The organism is Pantoea sp. C2G6, assembly GCF_051336815.1.
GTDB lineage: Bacteria > Pseudomonadota > Gammaproteobacteria > Enterobacterales > Enterobacteriaceae > Pantoea.
Window position 1 is genome coordinate 56373 of the sequence record NZ_JBGMNJ010000003.1, and the last position, 24414, is coordinate 80786.

General features: G+C 58.1%; 24 protein-coding genes. 15 read left to right on the forward strand and 9 right to left on the reverse strand.

Annotation, left to right across the window (positions count from 1 at the left end; genetic code table 11):
• Window positions 1–80: 80 nt before the first annotated feature.
• Window positions 81–788 carry a murein tripeptide amidase MpaA gene (mpaA, locus tag ACCW71_RS06165; RefSeq protein ID WP_436370226.1) on the forward strand — a complete coding sequence of 236 codons (708 nt, stop codon included), beginning with the start codon at window positions 81–83 and terminating at the stop codon, window positions 786–788.
• On the opposite strand, the gene ycjG is transcribed toward mpaA, so the two are convergent.
• Window positions 763–1746, reverse strand: a complete 984-nt coding sequence (ycjG, locus tag ACCW71_RS06170) for an L-Ala-D/L-Glu epimerase (protein WP_436370227.1) — start codon at window positions 1744–1746, stop codon at window positions 763–765. The two genes, mpaA and ycjG, sit on opposite strands and share 26 nt — an antisense overlap.
• Window positions 1747–1890: 144 nt before the next feature.
• On the opposite strand from ycjG, the gene tpx reads away from it, so the two are divergent.
• Window positions 1891–2394, forward strand: coding sequence for a thiol peroxidase (gene tpx, locus ACCW71_RS06175; protein ID WP_436370228.1), 504 nt, complete (start codon window positions 1891–1893; stop codon window positions 2392–2394).
• Window positions 2395–2443: 49 nt separating this feature from the next.
• Here the strand turns inward: tpx and tyrR are convergent, their stop codons facing one another.
• The 7 genes from tyrR to pspA form a co-directional block, all read right to left on the reverse strand.
• Complete coding sequence (gene tyrR, locus ACCW71_RS06180) at window positions 2444–4009, reverse strand: transcriptional regulator TyrR (RefSeq protein ID WP_436370229.1); 1566 nt, start codon at window positions 4007–4009, stop codon at window positions 2444–2446.
• 202 nt (window positions 4010–4211) lie between these two features.
• Window positions 4212–5273 carry a YcjF family protein gene (locus ACCW71_RS06185; protein ID WP_436370230.1) on the reverse strand — a complete coding sequence of 354 codons (1062 nt, stop codon included), beginning with the start codon at window positions 5271–5273 and terminating at the stop codon, window positions 4212–4214.
• Window positions 5270–6667: a YcjX family protein gene (locus ACCW71_RS06190; RefSeq protein WP_436370231.1), complete on the reverse strand. Its 1398-nt coding sequence runs from the start codon at window positions 6665–6667 to the stop codon at window positions 5270–5272. The genes ACCW71_RS06185 and ACCW71_RS06190 overlap by 4 nt, the downstream gene beginning before the upstream one ends.
• On the reverse strand, window positions 6648–6896 hold the full coding sequence (gene pspD / locus ACCW71_RS06195) for a phage shock protein PspD (RefSeq protein ID WP_436370232.1): 249 nt from the start codon (window positions 6894–6896) through the stop codon (window positions 6648–6650). Before pspD ends, ACCW71_RS06190 begins: the two co-directional genes overlap by 20 nt.
• Window positions 6897–6950: 54 nt before the next feature.
• The gene (pspC, locus tag ACCW71_RS06200; RefSeq protein ID WP_436370234.1) at window positions 6951–7301 is read right to left on the reverse strand and encodes an envelope stress response membrane protein PspC; all 351 of its coding nucleotides are present in this window, start codon (window positions 7299–7301) and stop codon (window positions 6951–6953) included.
• Window positions 7298–7522, reverse strand: a complete 225-nt coding sequence (gene pspB, locus ACCW71_RS06205; RefSeq protein ID WP_436370235.1) for an envelope stress response membrane protein PspB — start codon at window positions 7520–7522, stop codon at window positions 7298–7300. Before pspB ends, pspC begins: the two co-directional genes overlap by 4 nt.
• 35 nt (window positions 7523–7557) lie before the next feature.
• Window positions 7558–8223, reverse strand: a complete 666-nt coding sequence (gene pspA, locus ACCW71_RS06210; RefSeq protein WP_436370236.1) for a phage shock protein PspA — start codon at window positions 8221–8223, stop codon at window positions 7558–7560.
• A 164-nt stretch (window positions 8224–8387) separates the two neighbouring features.
• On the opposite strand from pspA, the gene pspF reads away from it, so the two are divergent.
• The 12 genes from pspF (at window position 8388) to ACCW71_RS06270 (ending at window position 19454) form a co-directional block, all read left to right on the forward strand.
• Complete coding sequence (gene pspF / locus ACCW71_RS06215; protein WP_436370238.1) at window positions 8388–9389, forward strand: phage shock protein operon transcriptional activator; 1002 nt, start codon at window positions 8388–8390, stop codon at window positions 9387–9389.
• A 356-nt stretch (window positions 9390–9745) separates the two neighbouring features.
• Entirely contained in the window at window positions 9746–9958 is a 213-nt protein-coding gene (locus ACCW71_RS06220; protein WP_436370533.1) for a hypothetical protein, read from the forward strand.
• A gap of 113 nt (window positions 9959–10071) precedes the next feature.
• Window positions 10072–10218 carry a putative hemolysin gene (locus tag ACCW71_RS06225; protein WP_436370239.1) on the forward strand — a complete coding sequence of 49 codons (147 nt, stop codon included), beginning with the start codon at window positions 10072–10074 and terminating at the stop codon, window positions 10216–10218.
• Between the two features lie 81 nt (window positions 10219–10299).
• Window positions 10300–10962, forward strand: a complete 663-nt coding sequence (locus tag ACCW71_RS06230) for a class I SAM-dependent methyltransferase (protein WP_436370240.1) — start codon at window positions 10300–10302, stop codon at window positions 10960–10962.
• A 366-nt stretch (window positions 10963–11328) separates the two neighbouring features.
• Window positions 11329–11484: a hypothetical protein gene (locus ACCW71_RS06235; protein ID WP_436370241.1), complete on the forward strand. Its 156-nt coding sequence runs from the start codon at window positions 11329–11331 to the stop codon at window positions 11482–11484.
• 443 nt (window positions 11485–11927) lie between these two features.
• A complete protein-coding gene (gene sapA, locus ACCW71_RS06240; protein WP_436370243.1) occupies window positions 11928–13553 on the forward strand; it encodes an ABC transporter substrate-binding protein SapA in 1626 nt (541 codons plus the stop codon).
• The gene (gene sapB / locus ACCW71_RS06245; RefSeq protein ID WP_436370244.1) at window positions 13550–14515 is read left to right on the forward strand and encodes a putrescine export ABC transporter permease SapB; all 966 of its coding nucleotides are present in this window, start codon (window positions 13550–13552) and stop codon (window positions 14513–14515) included. Before sapA ends, sapB begins: the two co-directional genes overlap by 4 nt.
• Window positions 14502–15392, forward strand: coding sequence for a putrescine export ABC transporter permease SapC (gene sapC, locus ACCW71_RS06250; RefSeq protein ID WP_436370246.1), 891 nt, complete (start codon window positions 14502–14504; stop codon window positions 15390–15392). The genes sapB and sapC overlap by 14 nt, the downstream gene beginning before the upstream one ends.
• A complete protein-coding gene (gene sapD / locus ACCW71_RS06255; RefSeq protein ID WP_436370247.1) occupies window positions 15393–16388 on the forward strand; it encodes a putrescine export ABC transporter ATP-binding protein SapD in 996 nt (331 codons plus the stop codon).
• A gap of 1 nt (window position 16389) precedes the next feature.
• Window positions 16390–17193: a putrescine export ABC transporter ATP-binding protein SapF gene (sapF, locus tag ACCW71_RS06260; protein WP_436370249.1), complete on the forward strand. Its 804-nt coding sequence runs from the start codon at window positions 16390–16392 to the stop codon at window positions 17191–17193.
• Between the two features lie 142 nt (window positions 17194–17335).
• Window positions 17336–18124, forward strand: a complete 789-nt coding sequence (gene fabI, locus ACCW71_RS06265; RefSeq protein WP_436370250.1) for an enoyl-ACP reductase FabI — start codon at window positions 17336–17338, stop codon at window positions 18122–18124.
• A gap of 217 nt (window positions 18125–18341) precedes the next feature.
• A complete protein-coding gene (locus ACCW71_RS06270; protein WP_436370251.1) occupies window positions 18342–19454 on the forward strand; it encodes a CMD domain-containing protein in 1113 nt (370 codons plus the stop codon).
• Window positions 19455–19460: 6 nt separating this feature from the next.
• Here ACCW71_RS06270 and ACCW71_RS06275 read toward each other — a convergent pair whose 3' ends face one another.
• Window positions 19461–20357: a LysR family transcriptional regulator gene (locus ACCW71_RS06275; protein WP_436370534.1), complete on the reverse strand. Its 897-nt coding sequence runs from the start codon at window positions 20355–20357 to the stop codon at window positions 19461–19463.
• A gap of 691 nt (window positions 20358–21048) precedes the next feature.
• On the opposite strand from ACCW71_RS06275, the gene ACCW71_RS06280 reads away from it, so the two are divergent.
• A complete protein-coding gene (locus ACCW71_RS06280) occupies window positions 21049–24282 on the forward strand; it encodes an autotransporter domain-containing protein (RefSeq protein ID WP_436370252.1) in 3234 nt (1077 codons plus the stop codon).
• Window positions 24283–24414 lie beyond the last annotated feature (132 nt).

A 24414-nucleotide genomic window follows, 5' to 3' on the forward strand; every position in this document is an offset into this window, starting at 1 on the left:
AAATCGTTGACAGATATTTAGCTATTTTCCGAACGCCGCTTTTCCGCTACTTTTAGAAAAACCTTTCAGAGGATATGAAGATGTCGTCATTACACCCGCGTCCGCTGCGCGGCAAACTCGACGTTCCCTATCAGCAATATGGCCGCTCGGTGCTGGGCGCGCCGCTGCTCTGGTTCCCGGCTCCGCTGAGTGAAGGTGACAGCGGCCTGATTCTGGCTGGCACCCATGGCGACGAGAACGCGGCTATCGCCACGCTCTCTGCGGCGCTGCGGACGCTGCCGGACCGGATGCGTCGCCATCATGTGGTGCTGGCGGTCAACCCGGATGGCTGCCAGCTTGGGCTACGCGCCAACGCCAATGGCGTCGATCTTAACCGCAACTTTCCGGCCGCTAACTGGCAGTCGGGCGAGACGGTTTATCGCTGGAACAGCGTCGCCGACGCGCGTGACGTGGTGCTCTCTGCCGGTACGCACCCCGCCTCGGAACCAGAGACCCAGGCGCTCTGCGCGCTGATCCATCAGCTGAAACCGCGCTGGGTGGTCTCATGGCATGAACCGCTGGGCTGCATTGACGATCCGCATCAGGCGGAGATTGGCGGCTGGCTGGCGGCACAGACCAGGCTGCCGCGCGTCAGCAGCGTCGGCTATGACACGCCCGGATCGTTCGGCAGCTGGTGTAAAGATCTCAGCCTGCCCTGCGTCACCGCCGAAATGCCGGTGATCTCTGTCGATGAGGCGACAGAAACCTATCTGGACATGATGGTTAACCTGCTGCGCTGGCAGCAATGATCAGCTGACCGTTCTGCACCCTGATCGCCGGCTCAGCATCCACCGCCAGCCAGGTCGGTCCGTCGAGGTCGGCGAAGCGGCTCTGCGGTACCAGCGGCAGCGCGGCGCGGATGGCGCGCGAGGTGCAGAGCATACAGCCGAGCATCAGCGCAAACCCCTGCTGCCGCGCAGCGTCGGCCAGCGCCAGTGCTTCGGTCAGGCCGCCCGCCTTATCCAGCTTGATATTCACCATCTCATAACGCCCCCGCAGCGCCGCCAGGCTGTCACGGGTGTGGCAGCTCTCATCGGCACAGATCGGCAGCGGGTGGATAAAGTTTTCCAGCGCCGCATCTTCGCCCGCTGGCAGCGGCTGCTCCAGCATCGCCACATCAATGTCGGCCAGCAGCTGACAGCGCGCCGCCAGACCTTCCGCGTGCCAGGACTCGTTGGCATCGACAATCAGGGTCGCCTGCGGCACCGCCGCCCGGATCGCCATCAGACGCTCGGTGATAAAATTATTATCCAGCTTAATCTTCAGCAGGGTCGCGCCATGCTGCCATAGCGCCAGTGCGCTGCTGGCCATCGCTTCGGGGGTATCGATACTCACCGTCTGAGCGGTCACCACATCCGCTGGCGCGGTTACCCCGCTGAGCTGCCACAGGCTGCGGCGCTGCTGATGCGCGCTGAGATCCCACAAAGCGCTGTCGATGGCGTTACGCGCCGCCCCGGCGGGCAGCGCCTGCTGTAACGCTTCGCGCGTCATCCCCTGTTGCAGCGCCGGCAGCAGCGAGGCGATTTGCGCCAGCACCGACGCTTCGGTTTCACCGTAGCGGGCGTAAGGGGTCGCCTCCCCGATCCCTTTCACGCCCGCCTCTTCAATTTCAACCACCACCACCTTCACTTCGGTCCGGGTGCCTCGGGCAATGACAAACGGCGTATGCAGCGGCCAGGCTTCGGGATAACTTTTTACCGTTTTCATTTCCACTCCAGAATGGTTGACGCAGTGGCAGACCGCCACGCTGAATTTAACAATTGAACTCGTAAACCCTTAAAAATTATGTCATAAACAAGCCCTGTCTTTAGCGGTCTTCTCTCAGGTCTCTCTACCATAAAAGGAATCACTATGTCTCAGACTGTACATTTTCAGGGTAACGCCGTGCCGGTTGCCGGGCAGTTTCCTCAGGCTGGCGATAAAGCCAAAGCCTTTACCCTGGTCGCTAAAAACCTGGTCAACGTGGCGCTCTCTGAGTATGCAGGAAAACGCAAGATTCTGAACATTTTCCCCAGCGTTGATACCGGCGTTTGCGCCTCATCGGTGCGTAAATTCAATCAGGCGGCCAGCGAACTGAACAATACCGTGGTGCTGTGCATCTCTGCTGACCTGCCCTTTGCCCAGTCACGCTTCTGCGGCGCAGAGAATCTGAATAACGTGGTGACGCTCTCGACGCTGCGCGGTTCAGAGTTTAAGTATGAATATGGTGTGGAAATCGCCGATGGCGCGCTGGAAGGCCTCACCGCCCGCGCGGTGATTGTGCTGGATGAGAATGACAAAGTGCTCTACAGCCAGCTGGTGGATGAAATTACCACTGAGCCAGACTATGACGCGGCGCTGGCTGCGCTGAAGTAATAAAAAAGCGGATAACCGGGTTATCCGCTTCTTCTCTTGCGGTGGCGACTTACTCGCTTTCGCTGCGCTTCTGCCCCAGCCCATACTCCCGCAGCTTGTTGGCAATCGCGGTGTGCGAGACACCAAGTCGTTTAGCCAGTTTTCGGGTGCTGGGATAAGAGAGATAGAGCCGGGTCAGAATCGAACGTTCAAAACGGCTGGTGATTTGATCCAGCGTCCCCTCCAGCGCCTCATCCCCCAGCGAGACATCCAGCGCCTGCTCCGGCAGCACAATATCCTGGGGTCGCAGTTCGTAGCCTTCCAGCTGGGTTAACGCCCGGTAGAGCGCGTTTTTCAGCTGACGCACGTTACCCGGCCAGGCGTAACGGGTTAAAAAGGCGTTGAGCTGCGGTGACAGTCGCGGACGCGGCATGCCCTGCTCATCGGCAAAGCGGGCGACAAACATTTCGGTCAGCGGCAGAATATCCTGCGGACGGTCGCGCAGCGGCGGCAGTTGCAGCGTCAGCACGTTCAGCCGGTAGAAGAGATCCTCACGGAACTCACCGCGCTGCACCAGCTCAATCAGGTTCTTCTGCGTGGCGCAGATGACGCGCACGTTGACATGCACCTCGTGCTCTTCGCCAACGCGCCGGAAGGTGCCATCATTCAGAAAACGCAGCAATTTGGTCTGCATTCTGGGTGACATCTCACCAATTTCATCCAGCAGGACCGAGCCACCGTTAGCCTGCTCAAAGAAGCCTTTTTTGCCCTCCAGCGCATTCGGATAAGCACCAGCGGCATGGCCAAACAGCTCGCTCTCCGCGACATCATCAGGCAGCGACGCACAGTTCAGGGCGAGGAAAGGATTTTTGCCGCGGGCGCTGCGCAGATGACAGGCGCGCGCCAGCATATCCTTACCGGTTCCGGTATCGCCGACGATCAGCAAAGGGGCATCAAGCATCGCCAGCTTGCGCGCCTGATCGACCACCTGCCGCATTTTTGGCGTGACGGCAATAATATGATCGAACTCCGACTCATCGGTCACCACCAGATTCTGCAACTGACGGCCCATGCGCGCGGTCGATTTCAGCATCACCATCGCGCCGACCGGCTGATCGTTCTCGCCCTCTTCACCGGGCAGGTAGATGGGGCGCGCCTCCATCAGAAAGTCGCGTCCCTCAATCACCACATGCTGCGCCTGCGCTTCGACCCGCTCACTCTCCAGCCAGCGCATAAAGTTGAAACCGTTAATCAGATTACCGGCGCTGAAGTTACGAATCTTCTGTTCGTCGAGATTAAACAGGTTTTGCGCCGCCGGATTAGCCAGTTCAACTTTGCTTTTCAAATCGATGGAAAAGACTGGTTCCGGCATCGCCACCAGCAGCGCGCTCAGCGCCCGATGCTCACGCTCTGAGGGCATGTACGCCACGGTGCGCACATCTGTTACGCCGGGTGTACGCCGGATTTCCGCCATCAGGTTACTGAAAGCGTCAAATTCCAGGGCGGAAAAGTTCAGATAGATGCGGCCCAGCGCCGCGATTTCGATACCGCGCAAATCGATGTTGCGCGCCACCAGCAGGTCGAGCAGTTCTCGCGTCAGGCCGATACGGTCCTGACAGAACACTTCCAGACGCATTGTTTTCGCCTTAATCAGGTTCAGATAAAGCGATGATACGCTAAGAGATGTGCCAGCAGAAAGGGCTCTGTCAGGAAAAGTTGACAGCGTTAACTCATCCGACTGACTTTTGTACCACCAGCGGGATGAGCCGCGTCAGCGCCCGAGGAGCAGGCTTTGTCAGTGCCAGGCTTTTTCTGAACAGCTGACCGCCTGGCTGCTGTCAGGCGCTCTTATTACCGCCCTTGTGCAACGCCTCTTTCATCTGGCCCAGCAGTTCCCGACGAAAATCGCCCAGCCGCGGCTTATCCTGCTCCAGCCACGGCAGCGGACGGCAGAGTTCCATCGCTTTTATCCCCAGCCGGGCGGTAAGTAATCCTGCGCCAATCCCCTGGGCTGCGCGGGTTGAGAGACGGGCGGCAATATCCTGCGACATCCAGTCCATACCGACCTCACGCACCAGTTCTGAAGCCCCGGCAAAGGCCATGTTGAGCAGCACCAGCCGGAACAGCCGGATACGGCTGAAATAACCCAGCTCAATGCCATAAATCGCGGCGATGCGGTTCACCAGCCGCAGATTTCGCCAGGCGATAAACGCCATATCCACCAGCGCCAGCGGGCTGACCGCGATCATAAGCGTCGCTTCCGCCGCGTGACGGCTGATTTCGCGTCGCGCCTGGCGGTCCAGCACCGGCTGCACCAGCTGCGCGTAGAGCCGCACAACTTCACTGTCATTGTGGGTTTCGTGCAGTGCGGCGTGCCAGCGCTGTAGCGCCGGATGCGCCTGATCCAGCTCCGCCTGCTGCGCCAGCTTCTCGCAGAAGGCCCGGCCTTTGCCAATGCCGTGACTGTGCAGCAGTTCACGCCCTACATCCCGCTCTTCGGCCCGCTGGCGCAACTGGTAGAGACGTCGCCATTCGCTGGTGAGTGCGCCCACGCCCGCCAGTACAATCAGGCCGCCCGCCATGCCACTGCCGAGCGCAAACCAGTCGCGGCTCAGCCAGGCGTCATGGGTCCACTGAACGCCCTGGGCAATGACGCTGACGCCAAACAGCAGCACGCCCGCCGTCACCAGTCTGCGCCACAGACTGCGCCGGGGTTTCAGCGCGGCTTCCACCGCGCGCTCACCTGCGCCCTCCTCTTCGACAGCGACATCTTCATCCTGCACCGCCAGAAAGGCGGCTTCGGTCTCGGCGGCAAAGGTCTGCGCCGGACGCAGCGGCGTGCTGCTGTTCTCCTCCAGCGGATGGGCAAAGTCGATACGCGGCTTCAGCGGATCACTCATCGCAATTTATCTCCTAATAAAAACTCCAGCGCGGCATCCATGCGGATATGCGGCAGCGGACGATCAACGTCCAGCTGCTGCGGCCGGAACTGTTCAAACTGAAAGCCCTGCTGCTGCCAGAAGGCGTTGCCCGGCAGGCGCGGCGGCACTTCGCCCGGGTAGACGGTGAGCGGCTCGCCATCACTGAGCCGATTGCCGCGCAGCGCCGGGATCTTTTCGCCACGATGATCGACCAGTCCGCTCTGCGTCGCCTGCACCGAAGCGAGTCCGATACAGTCCATGCTGATCCCTTCAAACGCGGCGTTCTGCCAGGCATCCTGCACCAGCTGCTGTAACAGCGACACCATATTGCCGTGCTGATCGCTGGTGATATGGTCCGCTTTGGTGGCGGCAAACAGTAACTTATCGATCACCGGTGAGAAGAGCCGACGGAACAGCGTGCGCTGACCGTAATGAAAACTCTGCATCAGCTGCGTCAGCGCCAGCCGCATGTCGTTAAAGGCCTGCGGGCCGCTGTTCAGCGGTTGCAGACAGTCGACCAGCACAATCTGGCGATCAAAACGCAGAAAGTGATTTTTATAGAAGCCCTTCACCACATGCTGGCAATAGTAGTTAAACCGCTGTTGCAGCATGCCGAAGTGACTGCCCTTGTCGGCCTGGGCCAGCTTAGTCAGCTGCGCCTCATCGTCGGTCGGCCAGGGAAAGAACTGTAAGGCGGGCGCGCCCGCCATGTCGCCGGGCAGCACAAAGCGGCCGGGCTGAATAAAGTGTAAGCCTTCTGATTTACAGCGGTGCAGGTAGTCGGTCCAGGCGGCCGCGATCTCCGCCAGCTGGGTTTCATCGGCCGGGGCAAAAGGATCAAGCTGCTGGCAGAGCGTGCGCCAGGGTCTGGCCCACTCAGCGCGGTCGCCCTGAAGCAGACCGTTCATCTGGCGCGACCAGGCGAGATAATCCTGGGCCAGCATCGGCAGATCCAGCAGCCATTCACCCGGATAATCGACGATTTCCAGATAGAGGGTCGCGGTCTCTTTCAGGTGACGCAGCAGAGAATCATTGGGGCGGTAGCGCAGCGCCAGCCGCATTTCGCTGACGCCACGGGTTGGCGTTGGCCAGGCGGGTGGCGTGCTGTAGAGCTGCGCCAGGCCCTCATCGTAGGTAAAACGCGCGGTGCCCATGTCGCGCTGCGGCACCCGCTTTACCCCTAACAGGCGCTCATCCCGCACCACGGAAAACAGCGGCAAACGTGCGCCGCTGTGAACCGTTAAAAGCTGATTAACCAGTGAGGTAATAAAGGCCGTTTTACCGCTGCGGCTCAGGCCGGTCACCGCCAGGCGCAGATGGCGATCGACGCCGCGGTTCATCAATGCCACTAATTCAGTTTGCAGTCTTTTCATCTTTCTCCCTGATGAAGCGCGACGCCGCCCGGTTCATTACTCGTTTCAGCATCGGCTCAAGCGCCAGAGTCAGCAGCAGACGTAAAGGACGCCGCGCGACCGATTTCACCGCCCAGCCCGTAACGCCGGCCGGACCATAAGTTACAGCATTGATAATGATGAATCTGGCCGCCGACTTCAACACAGGCGCCGCGCGCTGACCAAAAGCGGTGGTTCGTGAAAATGACATCAGTACCTCCAGAGTGTCAGCAAGGGGCCTGAGCCAGGCCCGGAGTAAGCAGAATCAAATCTGACGGAAGCGGCTGCGCACACTGAAGGTTTCAGAGGTGACGTAGCGTTCCACGTCGCGCACGCTGCGCTCATCCTGCTGCAAGGCGCTCTCCAGTTGATCGAGCAGCTCGCTGGCGCTGGGCTGGCGCTCGCCCTCTTTCAGCGCTGCGGGTTTGGCATCCAGCACATAACCCAGCACAAAGTAGGCGACGACGGTAAACATAAACAGCCCAAAGAACAGCGATAACACCACAATGATGCGCAACAGACGGACCGGAATATCCAGATACTCCGCCAGGCCAGCGCAGACGCCCATCAGCTTCCCTTCTTCAGGCTTGCGCCAGAGTTTACGGCCTTTCATCATGGCTGCCTCCAGTTAGGATGTTCGGCGTCCAGAATCGCTTCCAGCGCGTCGATACGTTCACGCATCCGCTGGGCTTCCAGGGTGACACGTTGCAGGCGCTGGATTTCGCTTTGCGACAGTTCCGAACCGCCGTTGCCTTTGTTGTAATGCAGCCATAACCAGATCGGTGCCACAAACAGCACGAAGATGGTCAGTGGTATGGCGAGAAAAAGTGCGCTCATTGACTCTCCTTTATCACTTTTCGCAACGTCGATGATTACTCACTGCGGTTCATTTTGGCTTTTAAGGCGTTAAGCTGCTGGCTGATCTCATCATCCGCTTTCAGATCGGTAAACTGCTGGTCCAGGGTTTTCGGTTTACCGAAGCCGTGGCTTTCCGCTTCCGCTTCCATATGATCGATACGACGCTCAAAGGATTCAAAGCGTGCCATCGCCTCATCGATTTTACCGCTGTCCAGCTGACGACGTACATCGCGTGATGAAGAGGCCGCCTGATGACGCAGCGTTAACGCCTGCTGGCGAGCGCGGGTTTCACTCAGTTTCTTCTCCAGCTCACCGATTTCGCCTTTCATGCGATCCAGCGTCTCTTCCACCTGGCTCACTTCCTGCTTCAGCGACGCGATCAGGTCAGTCAGTTTCTGTTTCTCAATCAGCGCCGAGCGGGCTAAGTCATCTTTATCTTTACGCAGCGCCAGCTCCGCTTTTTCCTGCCATTCAGCCTGCTGGATTTCAGCCTGCTCAATGCGACGTGACAGCTGTTTCTTTTCCGCCAGCGCCCGTGCCGAGGTCGAACGGACTTCAACTAAGGTGTCTTCCATTTCCTGAATCATCAGCCGCACCAGTTTCTGCGGATCTTCCGCACGCTCCAGCAGCGAGTTGATGTTGGCATTTACGATGTCAGCGAAGCGAGAAAAAATACCCATAATGATGTTCCTCTTTAAATGTTTTAATACCCGATAGGCTGCTTAGTTAATACAAGATGCGTGCCAATTTTATAATCACTTGATTTTTCTATCTTTTAAAATTTTACACCTTTTCCCGCTTGTTCTAATATAGTGAAAATGATTAACAGGTGGCGAAATTCATCATGGCAGTAACCAACGACAATCTTCTGGGTGAATCGAACAACTTTCTTGAAGTGCTGGAGCAGGTTTCCAAACTGGCGCCGCTGGAGAAACCGGTGCTGGTGATTGGCGAGCGCGGTACCGGTAAAGAGCTGATCGCCAGCCGCTTACACTATCTTTCAGACCGCTGGCAGGGCCCTTTTATCTCGCTGAACTGCGCCGCCCTGAATGAGAATCTGCTCGATTCTGAACTCTTTGGTCATGAAGCGGGCGCGTTCACAGGCGCGCAGAAGCGTCATCTCGGTCGCTTTGAACGGGCCGACGGCGGCACGCTGTTTCTGGATGAGCTGGCGACGGCACCGATGCTGGTGCAGGAAAAGCTGCTGCGGGTAATTGAATATGGACAGCTGGAACGGGTCGGCGGCAACCACTCTTTGCAGGTGAATGTGCGGCTGGTCTGCGCCACCAATGAAGATCTGCCCGCGCTGGCCGCGGCAGGGAAGTTCCGCGCCGACCTGCTGGATCGACTGGCCTTTGACGTGGTGCAGCTGCCACCGCTGCGCGAACGCCGCAGCGATATTCTGGTGATGGCTGAGCATTTCGCCATTCAGATGTGCCGGGAGCTCGGCCTGCTGCTGTTTCCCGGCTTCACCCCACAGGCACAACAGGCCCTGCTCGACTACCACTGGCCGGGTAACGTCCGCGAACTGAAAAACGTGGTCGAGCGATCGGTTTATCGCCATAACAGCAGTGAGCAGCCGCTGGATACGGTTATCATTAATCCGTTCGCTTCACGGCCTGAGCCAGTGGCGCGCTCCCCTCTGAGCCCGGACGCTGAAAGCAGCGCGCTGCCCGCCCTGCCGCTGGATCTGCGTCAGTGGCAGAATCAGCAGGAGCGCGATCTGGTGGAGGCCAGCCTGCAACAGGCGCGCTATAACCAGCGCCGCGCGGCCGGTCTGCTGGGCGTCACTTACCACCAGTTGCGTGCGATGATGAAGAAGCATGGTATCGCCAGTGATAAATAGCGGCCTGCGCGCACGACAGCTGCGTTAAATATCCCAACGGTTTAGCGTTTATTTAATATCAGCCTGAGTCGGCAGCGGTTAAATAGCGATAAACCCGGTCTGGTTTTCAGCGGCGTTAACATCCAGGCGCGGGCAGCGCAATAGTGAATGACGCTGCCCGCCCGGTTATTTATAAAAACTTTATCTCATCTCAAAGTATTTACCCGGCCAGCCGTATTAAGATAGCAAAGGTAATTCGCTGCCCTTCAAGGCATAAACCAGAGTGATCTTCAGGTTTAAAGCGATGATGCGCCGGGCAGCCGGTATTAATGAGTCCGTACGTGACGTTGATTCAACAGCAATATGAGAAGATGGCTATGGATGACGCTGATTTATCACAACAGGTTGAGCAGGCAATTATTGCGGCGGCCTTAACCAACCGTAAACCGCAGCCAGTCAGTCCTGATGGCATCTGTATCTGGTGCGAAGATCAACCTATTGTCGCTAACACTGCCTTCTGCTCGGCAGAATGTGGCGTCGACTACCATAAATATCACCGTGAATTACGCCAGCGTAATAGTGGCGATTGACGATGTAATCACCAATCTGATTAAAGTTAATGATGAAAAAATGTTTGATAGCCGCAGCCGCACTTTTATTATCTGCCTGCACCCCACACGACGATCTGCCGCGCAGAATTGGCATGGCTAATCCGGCGTCGCAATACTGTCTGAAAATGGGGGGTAAACTGGAGCGGGTCAGAGACGCAGCAGGTGAGAACCATTTCTGCACGCTGCCAGATGGTCAACGTATTGAACAGTGGACGCTCTATCGTCAGCACCACTGTTAAGCGCGACGCAACCGGCCAGAGGAGAACCATGCCCGGTGTGCAACTCAATCATTACACCGCTTTTCACAGGAGAATTTAGGGATGAATATCGAAACGAAAAGAGGCGCGCAGGTTTACACGCCGCTCTCTCTGCGGCTCTATGACTGGTGGGTGCTCGACATATCAAACAGTTATGCGTGGCAGTGTAAAACCCGGCCGGTTCTTCTTGACCATTTCCAGGCCTTTCTGGGCAAGGATCATATGGACATCGGGGTGGGAACCGGCTTCTATTTAGCCCAGAGCAGCCAACAGGCGGGCCATCTCACACTGGTTGATCTCAACCCCAGCAGTTTAAAGGCGGCCAGCCAGCGGGTCAGCGCGCGATACACCCCGGAATGCATTGAGCACGATATTTTCAAACCCTTGCCCGACCGGCTGAATCATCGTTTTGACTCGGTTTCTCTGTTCTACCTGCTGCACTGTCTGCCGGGTGAAATGGCGTTCAAATCGGCGGTGATCGCCAATGCCGCGCGGACGCTCAAGGCTGACGGGATACTCTATGGCGCGACGATTCTGGGTTCCGGCGTAATTCATAACAAATTTGGCCGCAAACTGATGAATATCTATAACAAAAAAGGGATATTCAGCAACTGGCAGGACTCAGCAGAGGAATTAAAAAAAATCCTCGAGGCCTCTTTCAGACAGGTTGAGATTAAAATCTGCGGCACCGTGGCACTATTTTCCGCCAGCCAGAAAATTTCCTGATTTTACCAGGACCACGGGATCATCAGGTCAGTAAATGTTGATTCTGTTGCGGGACCAGAAGAGGAGAATGCATTCTGCGGCCGGAGTTAACGCCTCAGAATATAAATCTGTTGAGCTATGGTTTCAGTTTATAACCCTATACTCCTTTTCGTGGTTATGACATCACTGGTCAGCAGGAATGATATGGGTAACCGGCCTGAAAAGGGATATTTTTAAGCGGGTTCCTGATGTTGCTTAGTGATGTTATTGAGCGTTTTAAGGTTACTCCTGTTTATCTGAGCTGAAACTGCTTCAGTGGTTGCCGGGAATTGTTCAGGCTTCTCCCGGCAATCCTCTTTTAATTTATAATTAAAATGATAATTTACTATGGAATTTACTGAAGAAGAAAAAGAGGCTATCAGCAGCTTTCTTTCCCAGCACTGGAATGATTTCTTTCACTGTAGCCGGGATTTTATGTCAGTGGTTGCGCTGCATAAATTAGCCAGAAAACTTGATCTGAGCGAACCTGACGATCCGCGCTAAAATAGCCTATCTTTGCGGCAACGCCATTCAAAGGGCAGACATTCAGCCCCGTCCCCACCCTGTTCTCCCGCTATTCTGCTCAGCGACGCTTGCTGCCTGACCGCCATCGACTTTTATCTGCTTCAGGCAACAGGCTATGGCCGGACGAAGCGTTGCCGCCTGAGACAAAAAAAGCCCGCCATCAGGCGGGCAACAATACTGGAAGCAATGTGAGCAATGTCGTGCACTTCTCCGGCAGAGCCACCGTTGAGGCGCAGATGAATAATAATCATTCTTATTATCATCTGTAAAGAGGTAGTTGAGAATTTTTCTCATTACCACAGCGTTAGTGCGCTTTTTTTACGATGGCCATGAGGAAAATCAGGCTGGCAGCGGTTGCAGGTTTTGGGACAACGCCCGCTTTGCGATACACTCTGGGGAATGCCTCAAAATCGTTGAGTTATATGTCAAAACTACTAAGTTCGCTGTTGTTCAGCTTCAGCGTGTTGAGTCTGCCTGCATGGTCGGCGCCTGCCAGTGATATTCGCCAGACAGGCTTTGTCTATTGCGTCAGCGGCACGCTGAATACCTTTAATCCGCAGATGGCCAGCAGCGGCCTGATTGTCGATACGCTGGCGGCGCAGCTCTATGACCGCCTGCTGGATGTGGATCCCTACACCTATCGTCTCAAGCCCGACCTGGCATCCAGCTGGGAGGTGCGGGACAACGGCGCGACTTACCGTTTTCATCTGCGCAGTGGTGTGCAGTTTCAGCAGACCAATCAGTTCCGCCCTACCCGGCCGCTGAATGCCGATGACGTGGTGTTCAGCTTTGCCCGGATGTTTGACCGCAATCATCCCTGGCATAACGTCAACGGCGGCAACTATCCCTATTTTGATAGCCTGCAATTCGCCGATTCCGTGCAGAGCGTGAAGAAGATCGACAACCGGACGGTCGAGTTCCGCCTCAACAGCCCGGACGCCTCCTTCCTGTGGCACATGGCGACCCACTATGCGCCGATACTCTCCCGAGAGTATGCCGATCAGCTCACCGCACAGGGCCATCAGGAGGAGCTGGATCGTCAGCCGGTCGGCACCGGCCCCTATCAGCTCAGCGAATATCGCACCGGCCAGTATATCCGGCTGGCGCGCAATCCCCGCTACTGGAAAGGGGTGCCGCGTCTGCAACAGGCGGTGATCGATCTCGGTTCAGGCGGCACCGGGCGGCTCTCCAAACTGCTGACCGGGGAGTGCGACGTGCTGGCTTATCCGGCGGCCAGCCAGCTCAGCATCCTGCGCGACGACCCGCGTCTGCGGATGACGCTGCGCCCCGGCATGAATATCGCCTATCTGGCCTTTAATACCCGCAAGCCACCGCTTGACCGGCCCGAAGTGCGGCACGCACTGGCGCTGGCGATCAACAATGAACGGCTGATGGAGTCGATCTATTACGGCACCGCCGAAACCGCCGCCTCAATATTACCGCGCGCCTCCTGGGCTTATGACAATGAAGCGCGCGTCACCAGTTACGACCCGGATAAGTCCCGCGCGGCCCTGGCCGCCCTGGGATTAACCGATCTGCATCTGCGGCTGGTGGTGCCCGCCGCCTCGCAGTCGTGGAACCCTAGTCCGCTGAAAACCGCAGAGCTGTTGCAGGCCGACCTGGCGCAGGTTGGCGTGAAGCTGACGATAGTGCCGGTTGAGGGACGTTTTCAGGAGGCGCAACTGATGGCGATGAATCACGATCTGACCCTCACTGGCTGGGCCACCGACAGTAACGATCCCGACAGTTTCTTCCGTCCGCTACTCAGCTGCGCGGCGATTCGCTCTCAGACCAACTACGCGCACTGGTGTTCGCCCGCCTTTGACGCCACGCTGCAAAATGCCCTGCTGTCGCAGCAGCTCTCTGGCCGCATCGACAGCTATGACAAAGCGCAGCAGATTCTGGCGCAGGAGTTGCCGGTGCTGCCGCTGGCTTCCTCGCTGCGGCTCCAGGCGTTTCGTCACGATATTAAAGGGCTGGTGCTGAGTCCGTTTGGTAACGCCTCCTTTGCCGGGGTCTACCGTGAAGCTGATGAGGGCAAAAAATGATCATCTATATTCTGCGTCGCCTGCTGCTGCTGCTCATTACCCTGTTTCTGCTGTCGCTGGTCAGCTTCAGCCTGAGCTACTTCACCCCTAACGCACCGCTGGAGGGCGCAGCGCTCTCCGACGCCTGGTGGTTCTGGTTCAAAGGCATGTTGCAGTTCGATTTCGGCGTCTCCAGCACCAATGGTCAGGAGATCGGGTTGCAATTACGTGAAGTGTTTCCCGCCACCATGGAGCTGTGCATTCTGGCTTTCCTGTTTGCGCTGCTGGTGGGGGTGCCACTGGGGATCTGCGCCGGGGTCATGCGCAATAAGTGGCAGGATAAAACCATCCGTGCGCTGGCGCTGGTTGGCTTCTCCGCCCCGATCTTCTGGCTGGCGCTGCTGTTTACCCTGTTCTTTTCGCTGACCCTCGGCTGGCTGCCAGTCTCCGGTCGTCACGATCTGCTCTATCCGGTGCAGAATATCTCCGGCTTCGCGCTGATTGATGCGTGGCTGAGCCCCTCTCCCTGGCGGCATGAGATGATTATCAGCGCCCTGACCCATCTGATTTTACCGGTGCTGGTGCTGGCTATGGCCCCGACCACCGAAGTGATCCGCCTGCTGCGTAACAGCACCAGCGAGGTGATGGACAAAAATTATGTCAAAGCGGCCGCCACCCGCGGTCTTTCGCGCTTCACGGTGATCCGCCGCCACGTGCTGCATAACGCCCTGCCGCCGGTGATCCCGCGCCTCGGCCTGCAATTTTCCACCATGCTGACGCTGGCGATGATCACCGAGATGGTGTTTAACTGGCCAGGTCTGGGCCGCTGGCTAATCAATGCGATTCGCCAGCAGGACTATGCGGCGATCTCCGCCGGTGTGATGGTGATTGGCGGGCTGGTGATCCTGGTGAATGTCATCTCCGAAATTATTGGCGCGGCGATGAATCCGCTGAAACATAAGGAATGGTATGCCCTTAGATAATATCTACGCCGAAAAACGCCTGCCCAGCGCCTTTCGTCAGAGCTGGCATCACTTCTATGGCAACCCGATGTCGATGGTCGGGCTGTATGGTTTTGGCGCGCTGTTACTGCTCTGTCTGTTCGGCGGTCTGATTGCACCTTACGGCATCGATCAGCAGTTTCTGGGCTATCAGCTGCTGCCACCTTCCTGGTCGCGTTATGGCGATGTCTCTTTCTTTCTCGGCACCGACGATCTGGGCCGCGATGTGTTGAGCCGTCTGCTGAGCGGAGCTGGCCCGACGGTAGGGTCGGCGATTCTGGTGACGCTGTTCGCCACGCTGGGCGCGCTGCTGCTGGGCGTGCTGGCGGGCATGACGCACGGCGTGCGCTCAGCGATCATGAACCACGTGCTCGACACCCTGCTCTCTATTCCCTCGCTGCTGCTGGCGATTATCGTGGTGGCGTTTCTCGGCCCGCGGCTGGAACATGCGCTGCTGGCGGTCTGGCTGGCGCTGATGCCACGGCTGGTGCGCGAGATCTACAGCGCCGTGCACGATGAGCTGGAAAAAGAGTATGTGGTGGCGGCGCGTCTCGACGGTGCCAGAAACCGCAACATCCTGCGCTATGCGATTTTGCCCAACATTCTGCCGTTGCTGATCACCGAGATTACCCGCGCGCTGTCGATGGCGATCCTCGATATTGCCGCCCTCGGCTTTCTCGACCTCGGCGCGCAGCTGCCGTCACCGGAATGGGGCGCGATGCTGGGGGATTCGCTGGAGCTGATCTATGTCGCGCCCTGGACCGTGATGCTGCCCGGTGTGGCCCTGATGGTCAGCGTATTAATTGTTAACCTGCTCGGTGACGGCATCCGTCGCGCCGTCGAAGCGGGAGTGGAATAGATGCCGTTACTTGATATTCGTAATCTGACCATTGAATTTATGACGGCTGATGGGCCGGTCAAAGCGGTCGACCGCGTGAACCTGACGCTGAGCGAAGGCGAAATTCGCGGTCTGGTGGGTGAGTCCGGCTCCGGCAAAAGCCTGGTGGCGAAGGCCATCTGCGGCGTGACCAATGATAACTGGCGCGTCACCGCTGACCGCATGGTGTTTGATGATGTTGATCTGCTGCGCCTGTCGCCGCGTGAGCGCCGCCGGATCATCGGCCATAACGTCTCGATGATTTTTCAGGAGCCACAATCCTGTCTCGATCCCTCTGAGAGCATTGGCCGTCAGCTGATGCAGGTGATCCCGCGCTGGACCTTTAAAGGTCCATGGCTGAAACGCTTCTGGTTCTGGCGCAAAACCCGCGCCATCGAACTGCTGCATCGCGTCGGCATTAAAGATCACAAAGATATTATGCGCAGCTTTCCCTATGAGCTGACCGAAGGGGAATGCCAGAAGGTGATGATCGCCATTGCGCTGGCTAATCAGCCGCGTCTGCTGATTGCGGATGAACCGACCAATGCGATGGAGCCGACCACCCAGGCGCAGATATACCGCCTGCTGAGCCGTCTCAACCAGAATAACAACACCACGATTCTGTTGATCAGCCACGATCTGCGCACCCTGAGTCAGTGGGCGAATCGCATCAACGTGATGTATTGCGGTCAAACGGTGGAGACGGCGCAGAGCGAGGATCTGATGAGCACGCCGCATCATCCCTATACCCAGGCGCTGATCCGGGCAATGCCCGATTTTGGCCGCGCGCTGCCGCACAAAAGCCGGCTCAACACGCTGTCAGGCGCGATTCCGTCGCTGGAGAGCCTGCCGATTGGCTGCCGGCTGGGGCCACGCTGCCCCTACGCCCAGCGCAAATGCATCGAAACGCCGCGGCTCGCCGGAAGTAAAACGCATCTGTATGCCTGCCATTTCCCGCTGAATATGGAGAGTCAGTAGCATGGAAACCTTACTGGAAGTGCGTAACCTGAGTAAGACCTTTCGCTACCGCACCGGCCTGTTCCGGCGGCAGCACGTTGAGGCGGTGAAGTCGGTGAGTTTCACCCTGCGTGAAAAGCAGACGCTGGCAATCATTGGCGAAAACGGCTCCGGCAAGTCAACGCTGGCGAAGATGCTCAGCGGCATGGTGGCTCCGAGCGAAGGTGAAATCCTGATTGACGAACACCCGCTGACCTTCGGCGATTATGGCTATCGCAGCCAGCGCATCCGCATGATCTTTCAGGACCCCTCGACCTCACTCAATCCGCGTCAGCGCATCAGCCAGATCCTGGAGTTTCCGCTGCGGCTGAACACCGATCTGAATGCGGAAGATCGCGAAAAACGCATTATCGCCACGCTGCGCCAGGTGGGATTACTGCGCGATCACGCCGGTTACTATCCGCATATGCTGGCCCCCGGACAGAAGCAGCGTCTGGGGCTGGCGCGCGCGTTAATTCTGCAACCGAAAGTGATTGTGGCGGATGAGGCCCTGGCTTCGCTGGATATGACCATGCGTTCCCAGCTGGTGAATCTGATGCTGGAGTTGCAGGAGAAACAGGGCATCTCTTACATCTACGTCACGCAGCACCTCGGCATGATGAAGCACATCAGCGATCAGGTGCTGGTGATGCATCAGGGGGAAGTGGTTGAGCGCGGCGGCACCGCTGACGTGCTGGCCTCCCCGCTGCACGACCTGACCCGCCGGTTGATCAGCAGCCACTTCGGCGAGGCGTTAACCGCCGAAGCCTGGCGGCGCGATCTCTGATTTTTGCTGCCGGTCGCGGAAATTACCGGCCGATTTACCTGATTTATGAGAGACGTGCTAGAATCCGCACGTCGATTAACGTCGGTCGCCTACTTTTTAACCAATGCGACCGCCAACTACAATGACCATAAGGATTACAGCTATGGGTTTTCTTTCCGGTAAGCGCATTCTGATTACTGGCGTTGCCAGTAAACTTTCCATCGCCTACGGTATTGCGCAGGCGATGCACAAACAGGGCGCAGAACTGGCTTTCACCTACCAGAACGACAAATTAAAAGGTCGTGTGGAAGAGTTTGCTAAAGATTTGGGTTCTGACATCGTGCTGCCATGTGACGTAGCTGAAGATGAGAGCATCAAATCTCTGTTCACTGAACTGGCAAAAACCTGGCCGAAATTTGACGGTTTCGTTCACTCAATCGGTTTCGCCCCTGGCGACCAGCTGGATGGCGACTACGTGAACGCCGTTACCCGCGAAGGCTTTAAAATCGCGCATGACATCAGTGCCTACAGCTTCGTTGCGATGGCTAAAGAGTGCCGCGAGATGCTGAATCCCCACTCCGCCCTGCTGACCCTCTCTTACCTGGGTGCAGAGCGCGCGATCCCGAACTACAACGTGATGGGCCTGGCGAAAGCGTCGCTGGAAGCCAACGTGCGTTACATGGCAAACGCCATGGGCCCGGAAGGTGTGCGTGTGAACGCCGTGTCAGCCGGTCCAATCCGTACCCTGGCGGCATCAGGCATCAAAGATTTCCGTAAGATGCTGGCACATTGCGAAGCGGTTACGCCGATTCGTCGTACCGTAACCATCGAAGATGTCGGCAATTCAGCCGCTTTCCTCTGCTCTGACCTGGCGGGCGGCATCACCGGTGAAGTGGTACACGTTGATGGCGGCTTCAGCATCGCCGCAATGAACGAACTGGAACTGAAATAAGTTCTGCAAGGGCGAGCCTGGCTCGCCCTTCTCTTTTACCCCGCCTCACGCTTGCTGCCTGATTTTCCTGCCGTTATACCGTAACGCTATTAATTATCACCGATCAATCTTTTGCCCCGGACCGGCCTTCAGCGACGATAAGCCTGCCCTTCGGTTTATGCACATTTTCAGATTCTGCCGCCTGCATGCCGAACCCGAATTTGCAAAAGGATTGATCATGGAACAACGCCGCTATCCGGGCCATAACCACTGGTTTTACGAGAGCCAGACCAGTCCACGTACTCTCCAGGCCGCGCCGCTGGTCCCCGAAGCCGCCCATATTGACGATCGCTTTCTGCTGGGTTGCCCCTGTGATGATGAAGCGCTCGCCTCGCTGCTGCATGCTCACCAGCCCGCTTTACAGGCGGCGCGCGATCTGGCGCAGCGGCTGTTTCCCGATAGTCTGACTCCCTCGCTGACCCACACCCTGACCCTCTACGATCGCCTCAGCACAGCGCTGACCGTGGCGCAGGTGGCGGGCGTTCAGCGTTTATGTAATCACTACTCTGCCCGGCTCAATCCGCTGCCCGGTCCCGACTCCTCGCGCGAAAGCAACAATCGCCTGACCCAGATTACCCAGTATGCGCGCCAGCTGGCGATGCAGCCTGAGCTGATCACCGCCAGCGCCATTACCGCGCTGGATGCAGTGGGTCTGACCGAGCCGGACATCGTGACGCTCAATCAGCTGATTGGTTTTGTCAGCTATCAGGCGCGAGTGGTGGCCGGACTTCAGGCGCTTCAGGCGCAGCCGGTACGCTGGCTGCCCGGCACCCAGGCCCCGCCTGACGCGCAGGCAACCGGCTTTGATCGTCCTCCCCGCTGGCAGCCGGTCATTAAACCGCTGGAGTTACGCTATGCCAGCGCGGACCAGCTTGCCGCGATCACCCATTGCCAGCCGCTGGCGGGAATGCAGGAGCCGGTGTGGCTGCTGGCGCACGATCCGGTGGCTTTAAGCGGCTGGACCGCACTGCGTCAGCAGCTCACAGCGGCAAATAGTCTGGCAGAAGCGACGGCCGCCCGTATTCTTGGCAGCCGCTGGGCCTTCCGGCTGCTGGCCGGGCATGAGATCATCATCGAGGGCGTTGATGGCGCTGGAGCCGGTCGTGAAGAGCAACAGATTATTGCGCTGGCGGCACAGCTGACCCGCTCACCTGAGCGCTTCAGCGCCGCCCACCTGCAACCGCTGACGGAATCAGGCTGGGAGGCCGGAACATTGTTCGCGCTGATCCAGTCAGTGGCGATGGGTAACTGGACCAGCCGTCTGTTTTATGCGCTGGGCGAAGCCGCCTAAGCCGGACTAAACCGGTAGCTGACCGCGTGCTTCGTCGAAGAAGTGCTGCGCCAGCGGCGTGGCGCGGCCAGGTTCGGCAATCACCAGCGCCGCCTCGCGCGCCATCGGCGGCAGCGTAATCGTCCGCTGATGCAGCCCGTGGAGTGAAGCGGGCAGCAGATGACCGACCGGCGACACCAGCAGCCCTAATCCAACCTGTGCGCACTGCATCAGCTGCATCACCGACGCGCTTTCAACAATCACGCGCGGCACCAGCCCCGCTTCGCGGAAAGCCATATCGAGATAGCGGCGAAAATAGCGCGTCGGTTCTGCCAGGCAGAGCGGCTGTTGTGCCAGCGTGGTGAGGTCCAGCGGTTCATCCGCCACCAGCTGCGGAAAGTGCTGAGGATGAAAAATCGCCTCCACGCCACGATCGGCCAGCAAAGCGGTCTGGAAATGGAGTTCCCGCAGGGTCGCCATCTCAAAAAAACCGATGCCGACATCCACCGTATGACTGTTAAGCGCTTCCAGCAGCTGGTCGGCGCTGAGCACCGCGATGCGATAATCGAGCTGAGGATAGCGCGCCTGCACCGCTTTGAGCAGCAGCGGCAGCGCCACGCTGCACTGTGGCACCACACCAACCCGCAGCGTGCCATTAACCCCATGTTTCAGCGACTCAACTTCCAGTTTCAGCCCCTGATAGACCGAGACAATCTCCCGCGCCCAGGCCAGCACGCGATCGCCCTCTGGGGTAAATCCGGCAAAGTTATTACTGCGGTTAATCAGCGGTAATCCCAGTTCGCGCTCCAGATTTTTCAGGCGCATCGAGAGGGTCGGCTGTGTGACAAAACTGGCTTCCGCGGCACGGCCAAAATGGCGTTCACGCTCCAGGTTGCAGAGGTAGATCAATTGTTTTATGTCGATTTTCTTTTACCATCAGTCGCTTACGGATTAATATTTTGGCCGGGTAAATTTTTACAGACTCATCGCTGTATTAACTAGAATTCAACACCCGTTTAACCCAGAGTCAGAATCATCTTATGCTTAATGTCACTGTGCTTCAAACCAGCGGACGCAAAAAGCGGGCCGCCGCAACTGCCCGCCAGACGCTTCCCTTCCTCAGCTGACCAGGGCGTTAATCATAACGTTCTGTTCCGAAAGCACGCTCCCGCCTGACACTATTGTTTTTACACCTGAAATATTTGAGTTTTGGCCTGCGCTGCCGATGTTACAAATGTTAATACGGGAGAGGCTTTACAGCCAGACATTGGGGCAGGATGCGGTCCCCCCTCTGCTGCCCTTATCACGTCTTTACGAAATCATAACCTGCTGATTTGCAGACTAATTAAATTTTACTTAACTGACTTCCGGGTGGAATATGGGGTGGAGTGTTTCTTGCAGGCAGGTTACTGCAAGCCTGATTTGCGTCATGCTGCTGACAGCTTCAGCGACACGGGCATTTGCGCTGTCTGCCGGTTGTGCAGTGATCAATAACTTATCCGGCTCTGCATCACTGTCGTTTAGCGGCAACAGGTATCCCGCCTCTGATTTTGCCCCCGGTGACGCACTGACGCTGAGCTTCACCGACAGCGGCGCAGGGACTGGTGCCCCGCCCATGAATACGGATAGCCTGAGCCTGGCCCGTTATGATTTGAGTAATGCCCAGACTTATAACGCGACTAACTCAACGAGTAATACGCCGCATAGCGTCTCAATTACCGTGCCCGCGGGGAGTCTGGAAGCTAATGGCATTGCAGTGCGTGCCACAACATCGCATGGTCAGATAAGCAATCTGGTGTTTGACTGTACCAGCGCCGCTTCATCATCCAGTGATGCCACCCTGTCAGCCCTCTCTCTTTCGTCAGGCACGCTGTCGCCGTCGTTCAGTCCCGCCACCAGCAGCTACAGCGCGTCGGTGGCCAGCAGCGAGACTTCGGTGGGAGTTACCGCGGTGGTTAATGAAAGTCATGCCACGGTAAAGATCAACGGCTCGGCAGTGAGTTCGGGCGCCTCCGCAACCCTTCCGCTGGCCACAGGCAACAACAGCATTTCCGTTTTGGTGGCGGCCGGGGACGGTACCACCCGTTCATACAGCATTAGCGTCATTCGCCCAGAAGCGCCGCCCTCAGCAGCCAACAGCAGCTCAGTCGTGGCGGCAAACAGCGCCAGCAATATCATTGCGCTGGCCCTCAGCGGCGGCACCGCATCCTCAGTTACCCTGGTAACGCCACCAGCGCACGGTAGCGCCTCCGTGAGCGGAACCTCGCTGAGCTACACCCCGGTGGCGGGCTATTCCGGCAGTGACAGTTTTGTCTGGCATGCGGCAAACAGTGGCGGGACGTCAGCGGATGCTACCGTGTCGATTACCGTCAGTGCTCCTGTGCTCTCGATTATACCGGCAGCAGGCGCACTGCCAGCCGCTACTGCTGGCAACGTCTGGTCACAGACGCTGTCCGCGTCCGGTGGCACCGCCCCTTACACCTGGAGCAGTACGGCCCTTCCGCCCGGTCTTACGCTGAATTCATCAACGGGTACGCTGTCAGGAACCGCCACTACGGCGGGCGATTACCCCTTTCAGGTCACCGCAACTGACGCGCTGGGTGGCAACGGCAGCGCAGCTTATACACTCAACGTCAGCGCCGCCTCACCCGTGGCCAGCGACAGCCTGGCCACGGTGGCGGCAAACAGCCGCGGCAATCTGCTTACGCTCAGCCTTTCCGGCGGTACGGTTACAGCGTTGAGCATCGTGGATCTGCCGGCTCACGGCAGTGTCACCGTCAATGGCACGGCCGTTTCATACACCCCCGCCCCAGGCTACGACGGCAGCGACAGCTTTACTTACTTCGCCACCAACGCCAGTGGCAGCTCAGCCCGAGCCAGAGTGTCACTTACCGTCACGCCGGTGCTGCTGACTGTTCTGCCTGCCAGTGGCGCGCTCTCTGCGGCAACGGTGGGCAGTAGCTGGAGCCAGACGGTCAGCGCAACTGGCGGAACCTCGCCCTACTCCTTCAGCGCCACGGCCCTGCCAGCGGGAATCACGCTGAACGCGGCGACAGGTCTGTTGACGGGTTCACCGACCGCAGCAGGCAGCTACTCTTTTCAGGTCACAGCCTCTGACAGTCGTGGCGCCAGCGGTACGGTAAGCTACGCGCTGACTGTCAATGCCGCGCCGCAGGCAGCACTGATGATGCAGCCTGAAAGCGGCGCACTGCCTGAGGGGATGGCCGGAAAAGTGTACGCCCAGGGGTTCAGCGTGAATGGGGGGACAGCGCCTTACCAGTGGCAGTTGAACGGGACACTTCCCGCCGGTCTGACCTTTGCCAGCGGCCAGCTCAGTGGCACGCCTCAGAGCAGCGGTAACAGCGCCTTCACTATTCTGGTGACGGATGCGGCTGGAAAAACCTTGCAGACCGGTTACAGCCTGAAGATAACGCCTGCAACGGCAGTCGCCACTGACCACAGCGCCTCACTCACCGCGGGGCAGTCAGTGACCATCACGCTTAACAGCGGTGCGACAGGCGGCCCGTTCAGCGGTGCGCAACTTCTCGATCAGCCTGATCGCAGCGTAGGTACAGCTACGGTAAATGCTTCCGGTGCCGACTACCAGCTGCTGTTTACTGCGGCGGCGCAGGCCAGTGGAACGGTGGCGCTTCGCTACGTGCTTACCGGACCTGCCGGGGCTACCCAGCCGGCCAGGGTGATACTCACCATCGCGGAACGCCCCAATCCTGCCCGGGATGCCGACGTTATCGGGATCGTAAGTGCTCAGTATCAGGCCGCACAAAATTTTGCCCGCGCACAGCTTCGCAACTTCAGCGACCGCCTCGAACAGTTACATAGCGGAGCTGATCTCCCTTCTGACCTGCGCGGGATTCGCTTCACTATGCCGTCAGGCCGGCCTGAACAGGATGCTGACCAGAAGATGTGGGCTACCGCCTGGGAACATCAGCGCTCCCTGACCGACAGCAGCAGAGATCAGGCGCTCTCCCCGTCGCTTCCCCTTTCCACCCAGCAGCAGGCTAAGCGGCTCTCTTACTGGACGGGCGGTTACGTTGACTTTGGCAGTGATAAAGAGAGTGGCATACGCTTCAGCCACACCACGGTGGGCGTGACCACCGGTGCCGATTACCGGTTTACCCCGGCGTTTACCGCAGGCATGGGCATAGGTTTCGGACGTGATGTTAGCGACGTGGGTAACAGTCACTCCCGGACCAACGGACGGGCCTTCAGTTCTGCCCTGTATGGCAGCTATCATCCAGGCGCTTTCTTCGTCGATGGCCTGCTGGGACACGGCCTGATGAACTTCGACAGCCGGCGTAGCGTCAGCGACAGCGGTGGAGTGGCACGTGGCAGCCGCTCAGGACGTCAGGTATTTAGCGCTCTGACGTCCGGTTATGAGTTCCGCTCACCGGACACGCTGATTTCGCCTTATGGGCGTTTGCAGTATTACCGGACCTGGTTTGATGGCTACAGCGAAACCCATGCCGGTGCTTTCAGCCTGGCCTATGCGCCCCAGGCATTCTCTCAGGTGATCACCAGCGCAGGTCTGCGGGGTGAACACACCGTTCCGGCCCGCTGGGGTGCGCTGCGCCTGCAAAGTCGTCTGGAGTATTCACAGATGCTCAGCGACAGCGGTGAAGCCCGGGTAGGGTATGCCGACACCGGTAATGACACCTGGCGGATACCCCTGACTGAGCAGAGCCGTCAAAGCGTGACGATAGGCACCGGCATCGATTTTATGCTGCCGAATAGCATCACACCCGGTATTGCTTATCAGGCTACGCTCGGGCTTGACGCGGCACGCACCCAGGATCAGATGGTGCTGATCCGGTTAAATATCGGGTTTTGAAAATAACCTATTCAGGATTAATTGATGGGTGCGGCACTGATTTTTGCTGCCTGTTACCGGGAAAACGGGGCGGGTTAAGCGTGATCCCTGTCGTGAATAGAGGAGCCGGGGGTTCTGGCTCCTCTTCATGTC

Coding starts and splice junctions, on each gene's coding strand:
- sapA (WP_436370243.1), top strand. CDS start 11,928: ATGTCAAAACTACTAAGTTCGCTGTTGTTCAGCTTCAGCGTGTTGAGT.
- ACCW71_RS06225 (WP_436370239.1), top strand. CDS start 10,072: ATGGCTAATCCGGCGTCGCAATACTGTCTGAAAATGGGGGGTAAACTG.
- ACCW71_RS06280 (WP_436370252.1), top strand. CDS start 21,049: ATGAATACGGATAGCCTGAGCCTGGCCCGTTATGATTTGAGTAATGCC.
- sapC (WP_436370246.1), top strand. CDS start 14,502: ATGCCCTTAGATAATATCTACGCCGAAAAACGCCTGCCCAGCGCCTTT.
- pspB (WP_436370235.1), bottom strand. CDS start 7,522: ATGAGCGCACTTTTTCTCGCCATACCACTGACCATCTTCGTGCTGTTT.
- ACCW71_RS06190 (WP_436370231.1), bottom strand. CDS start 6,667: ATGAAAAGACTGCAAACTGAATTAGTGGCATTGATGAACCGCGGCGTC.
- ACCW71_RS06270 (WP_436370251.1), top strand. CDS start 18,342: ATGGAACAACGCCGCTATCCGGGCCATAACCACTGGTTTTACGAGAGC.
- tyrR (WP_436370229.1), bottom strand. CDS start 4,009: ATGCGTCTGGAAGTGTTCTGTCAGGACCGTATCGGCCTGACGCGAGAA.
- mpaA (WP_436370226.1), top strand. CDS start 81: ATGTCGTCATTACACCCGCGTCCGCTGCGCGGCAAACTCGACGTTCCC.
- sapD (WP_436370247.1), top strand. CDS start 15,393: ATGCCGTTACTTGATATTCGTAATCTGACCATTGAATTTATGACGGCT.
- pspF (WP_436370238.1), top strand. CDS start 8,388: ATGGCAGTAACCAACGACAATCTTCTGGGTGAATCGAACAACTTTCTT.
- ACCW71_RS06220 (WP_436370533.1), top strand. CDS start 9,746: ATGGATGACGCTGATTTATCACAACAGGTTGAGCAGGCAATTATTGCG.
- ycjG (WP_436370227.1), bottom strand. CDS start 1,746: ATGAAAACGGTAAAAAGTTATCCCGAAGCCTGGCCGCTGCATACGCCG.
- pspA (WP_436370236.1), bottom strand. CDS start 8,223: ATGGGTATTTTTTCTCGCTTCGCTGACATCGTAAATGCCAACATCAAC.
- pspC (WP_436370234.1), bottom strand. CDS start 7,301: ATGATGAAAGGCCGTAAACTCTGGCGCAAGCCTGAAGAAGGGAAGCTG.
- sapB (WP_436370244.1), top strand. CDS start 13,550: ATGATCATCTATATTCTGCGTCGCCTGCTGCTGCTGCTCATTACCCTG.
- tpx (WP_436370228.1), top strand. CDS start 1,891: ATGTCTCAGACTGTACATTTTCAGGGTAACGCCGTGCCGGTTGCCGGG.
- fabI (WP_436370250.1), top strand. CDS start 17,336: ATGGGTTTTCTTTCCGGTAAGCGCATTCTGATTACTGGCGTTGCCAGT.
- ACCW71_RS06185 (WP_436370230.1), bottom strand. CDS start 5,273: ATGAGTGATCCGCTGAAGCCGCGTATCGACTTTGCCCATCCGCTGGAG.
- ACCW71_RS06235 (WP_436370241.1), top strand. CDS start 11,329: ATGGAATTTACTGAAGAAGAAAAAGAGGCTATCAGCAGCTTTCTTTCC.
- ACCW71_RS06230 (WP_436370240.1), top strand. CDS start 10,300: ATGAATATCGAAACGAAAAGAGGCGCGCAGGTTTACACGCCGCTCTCT.
- sapF (WP_436370249.1), top strand. CDS start 16,390: ATGGAAACCTTACTGGAAGTGCGTAACCTGAGTAAGACCTTTCGCTAC.
- pspD (WP_436370232.1), bottom strand. CDS start 6,896: ATGTCATTTTCACGAACCACCGCTTTTGGTCAGCGCGCGGCGCCTGTG.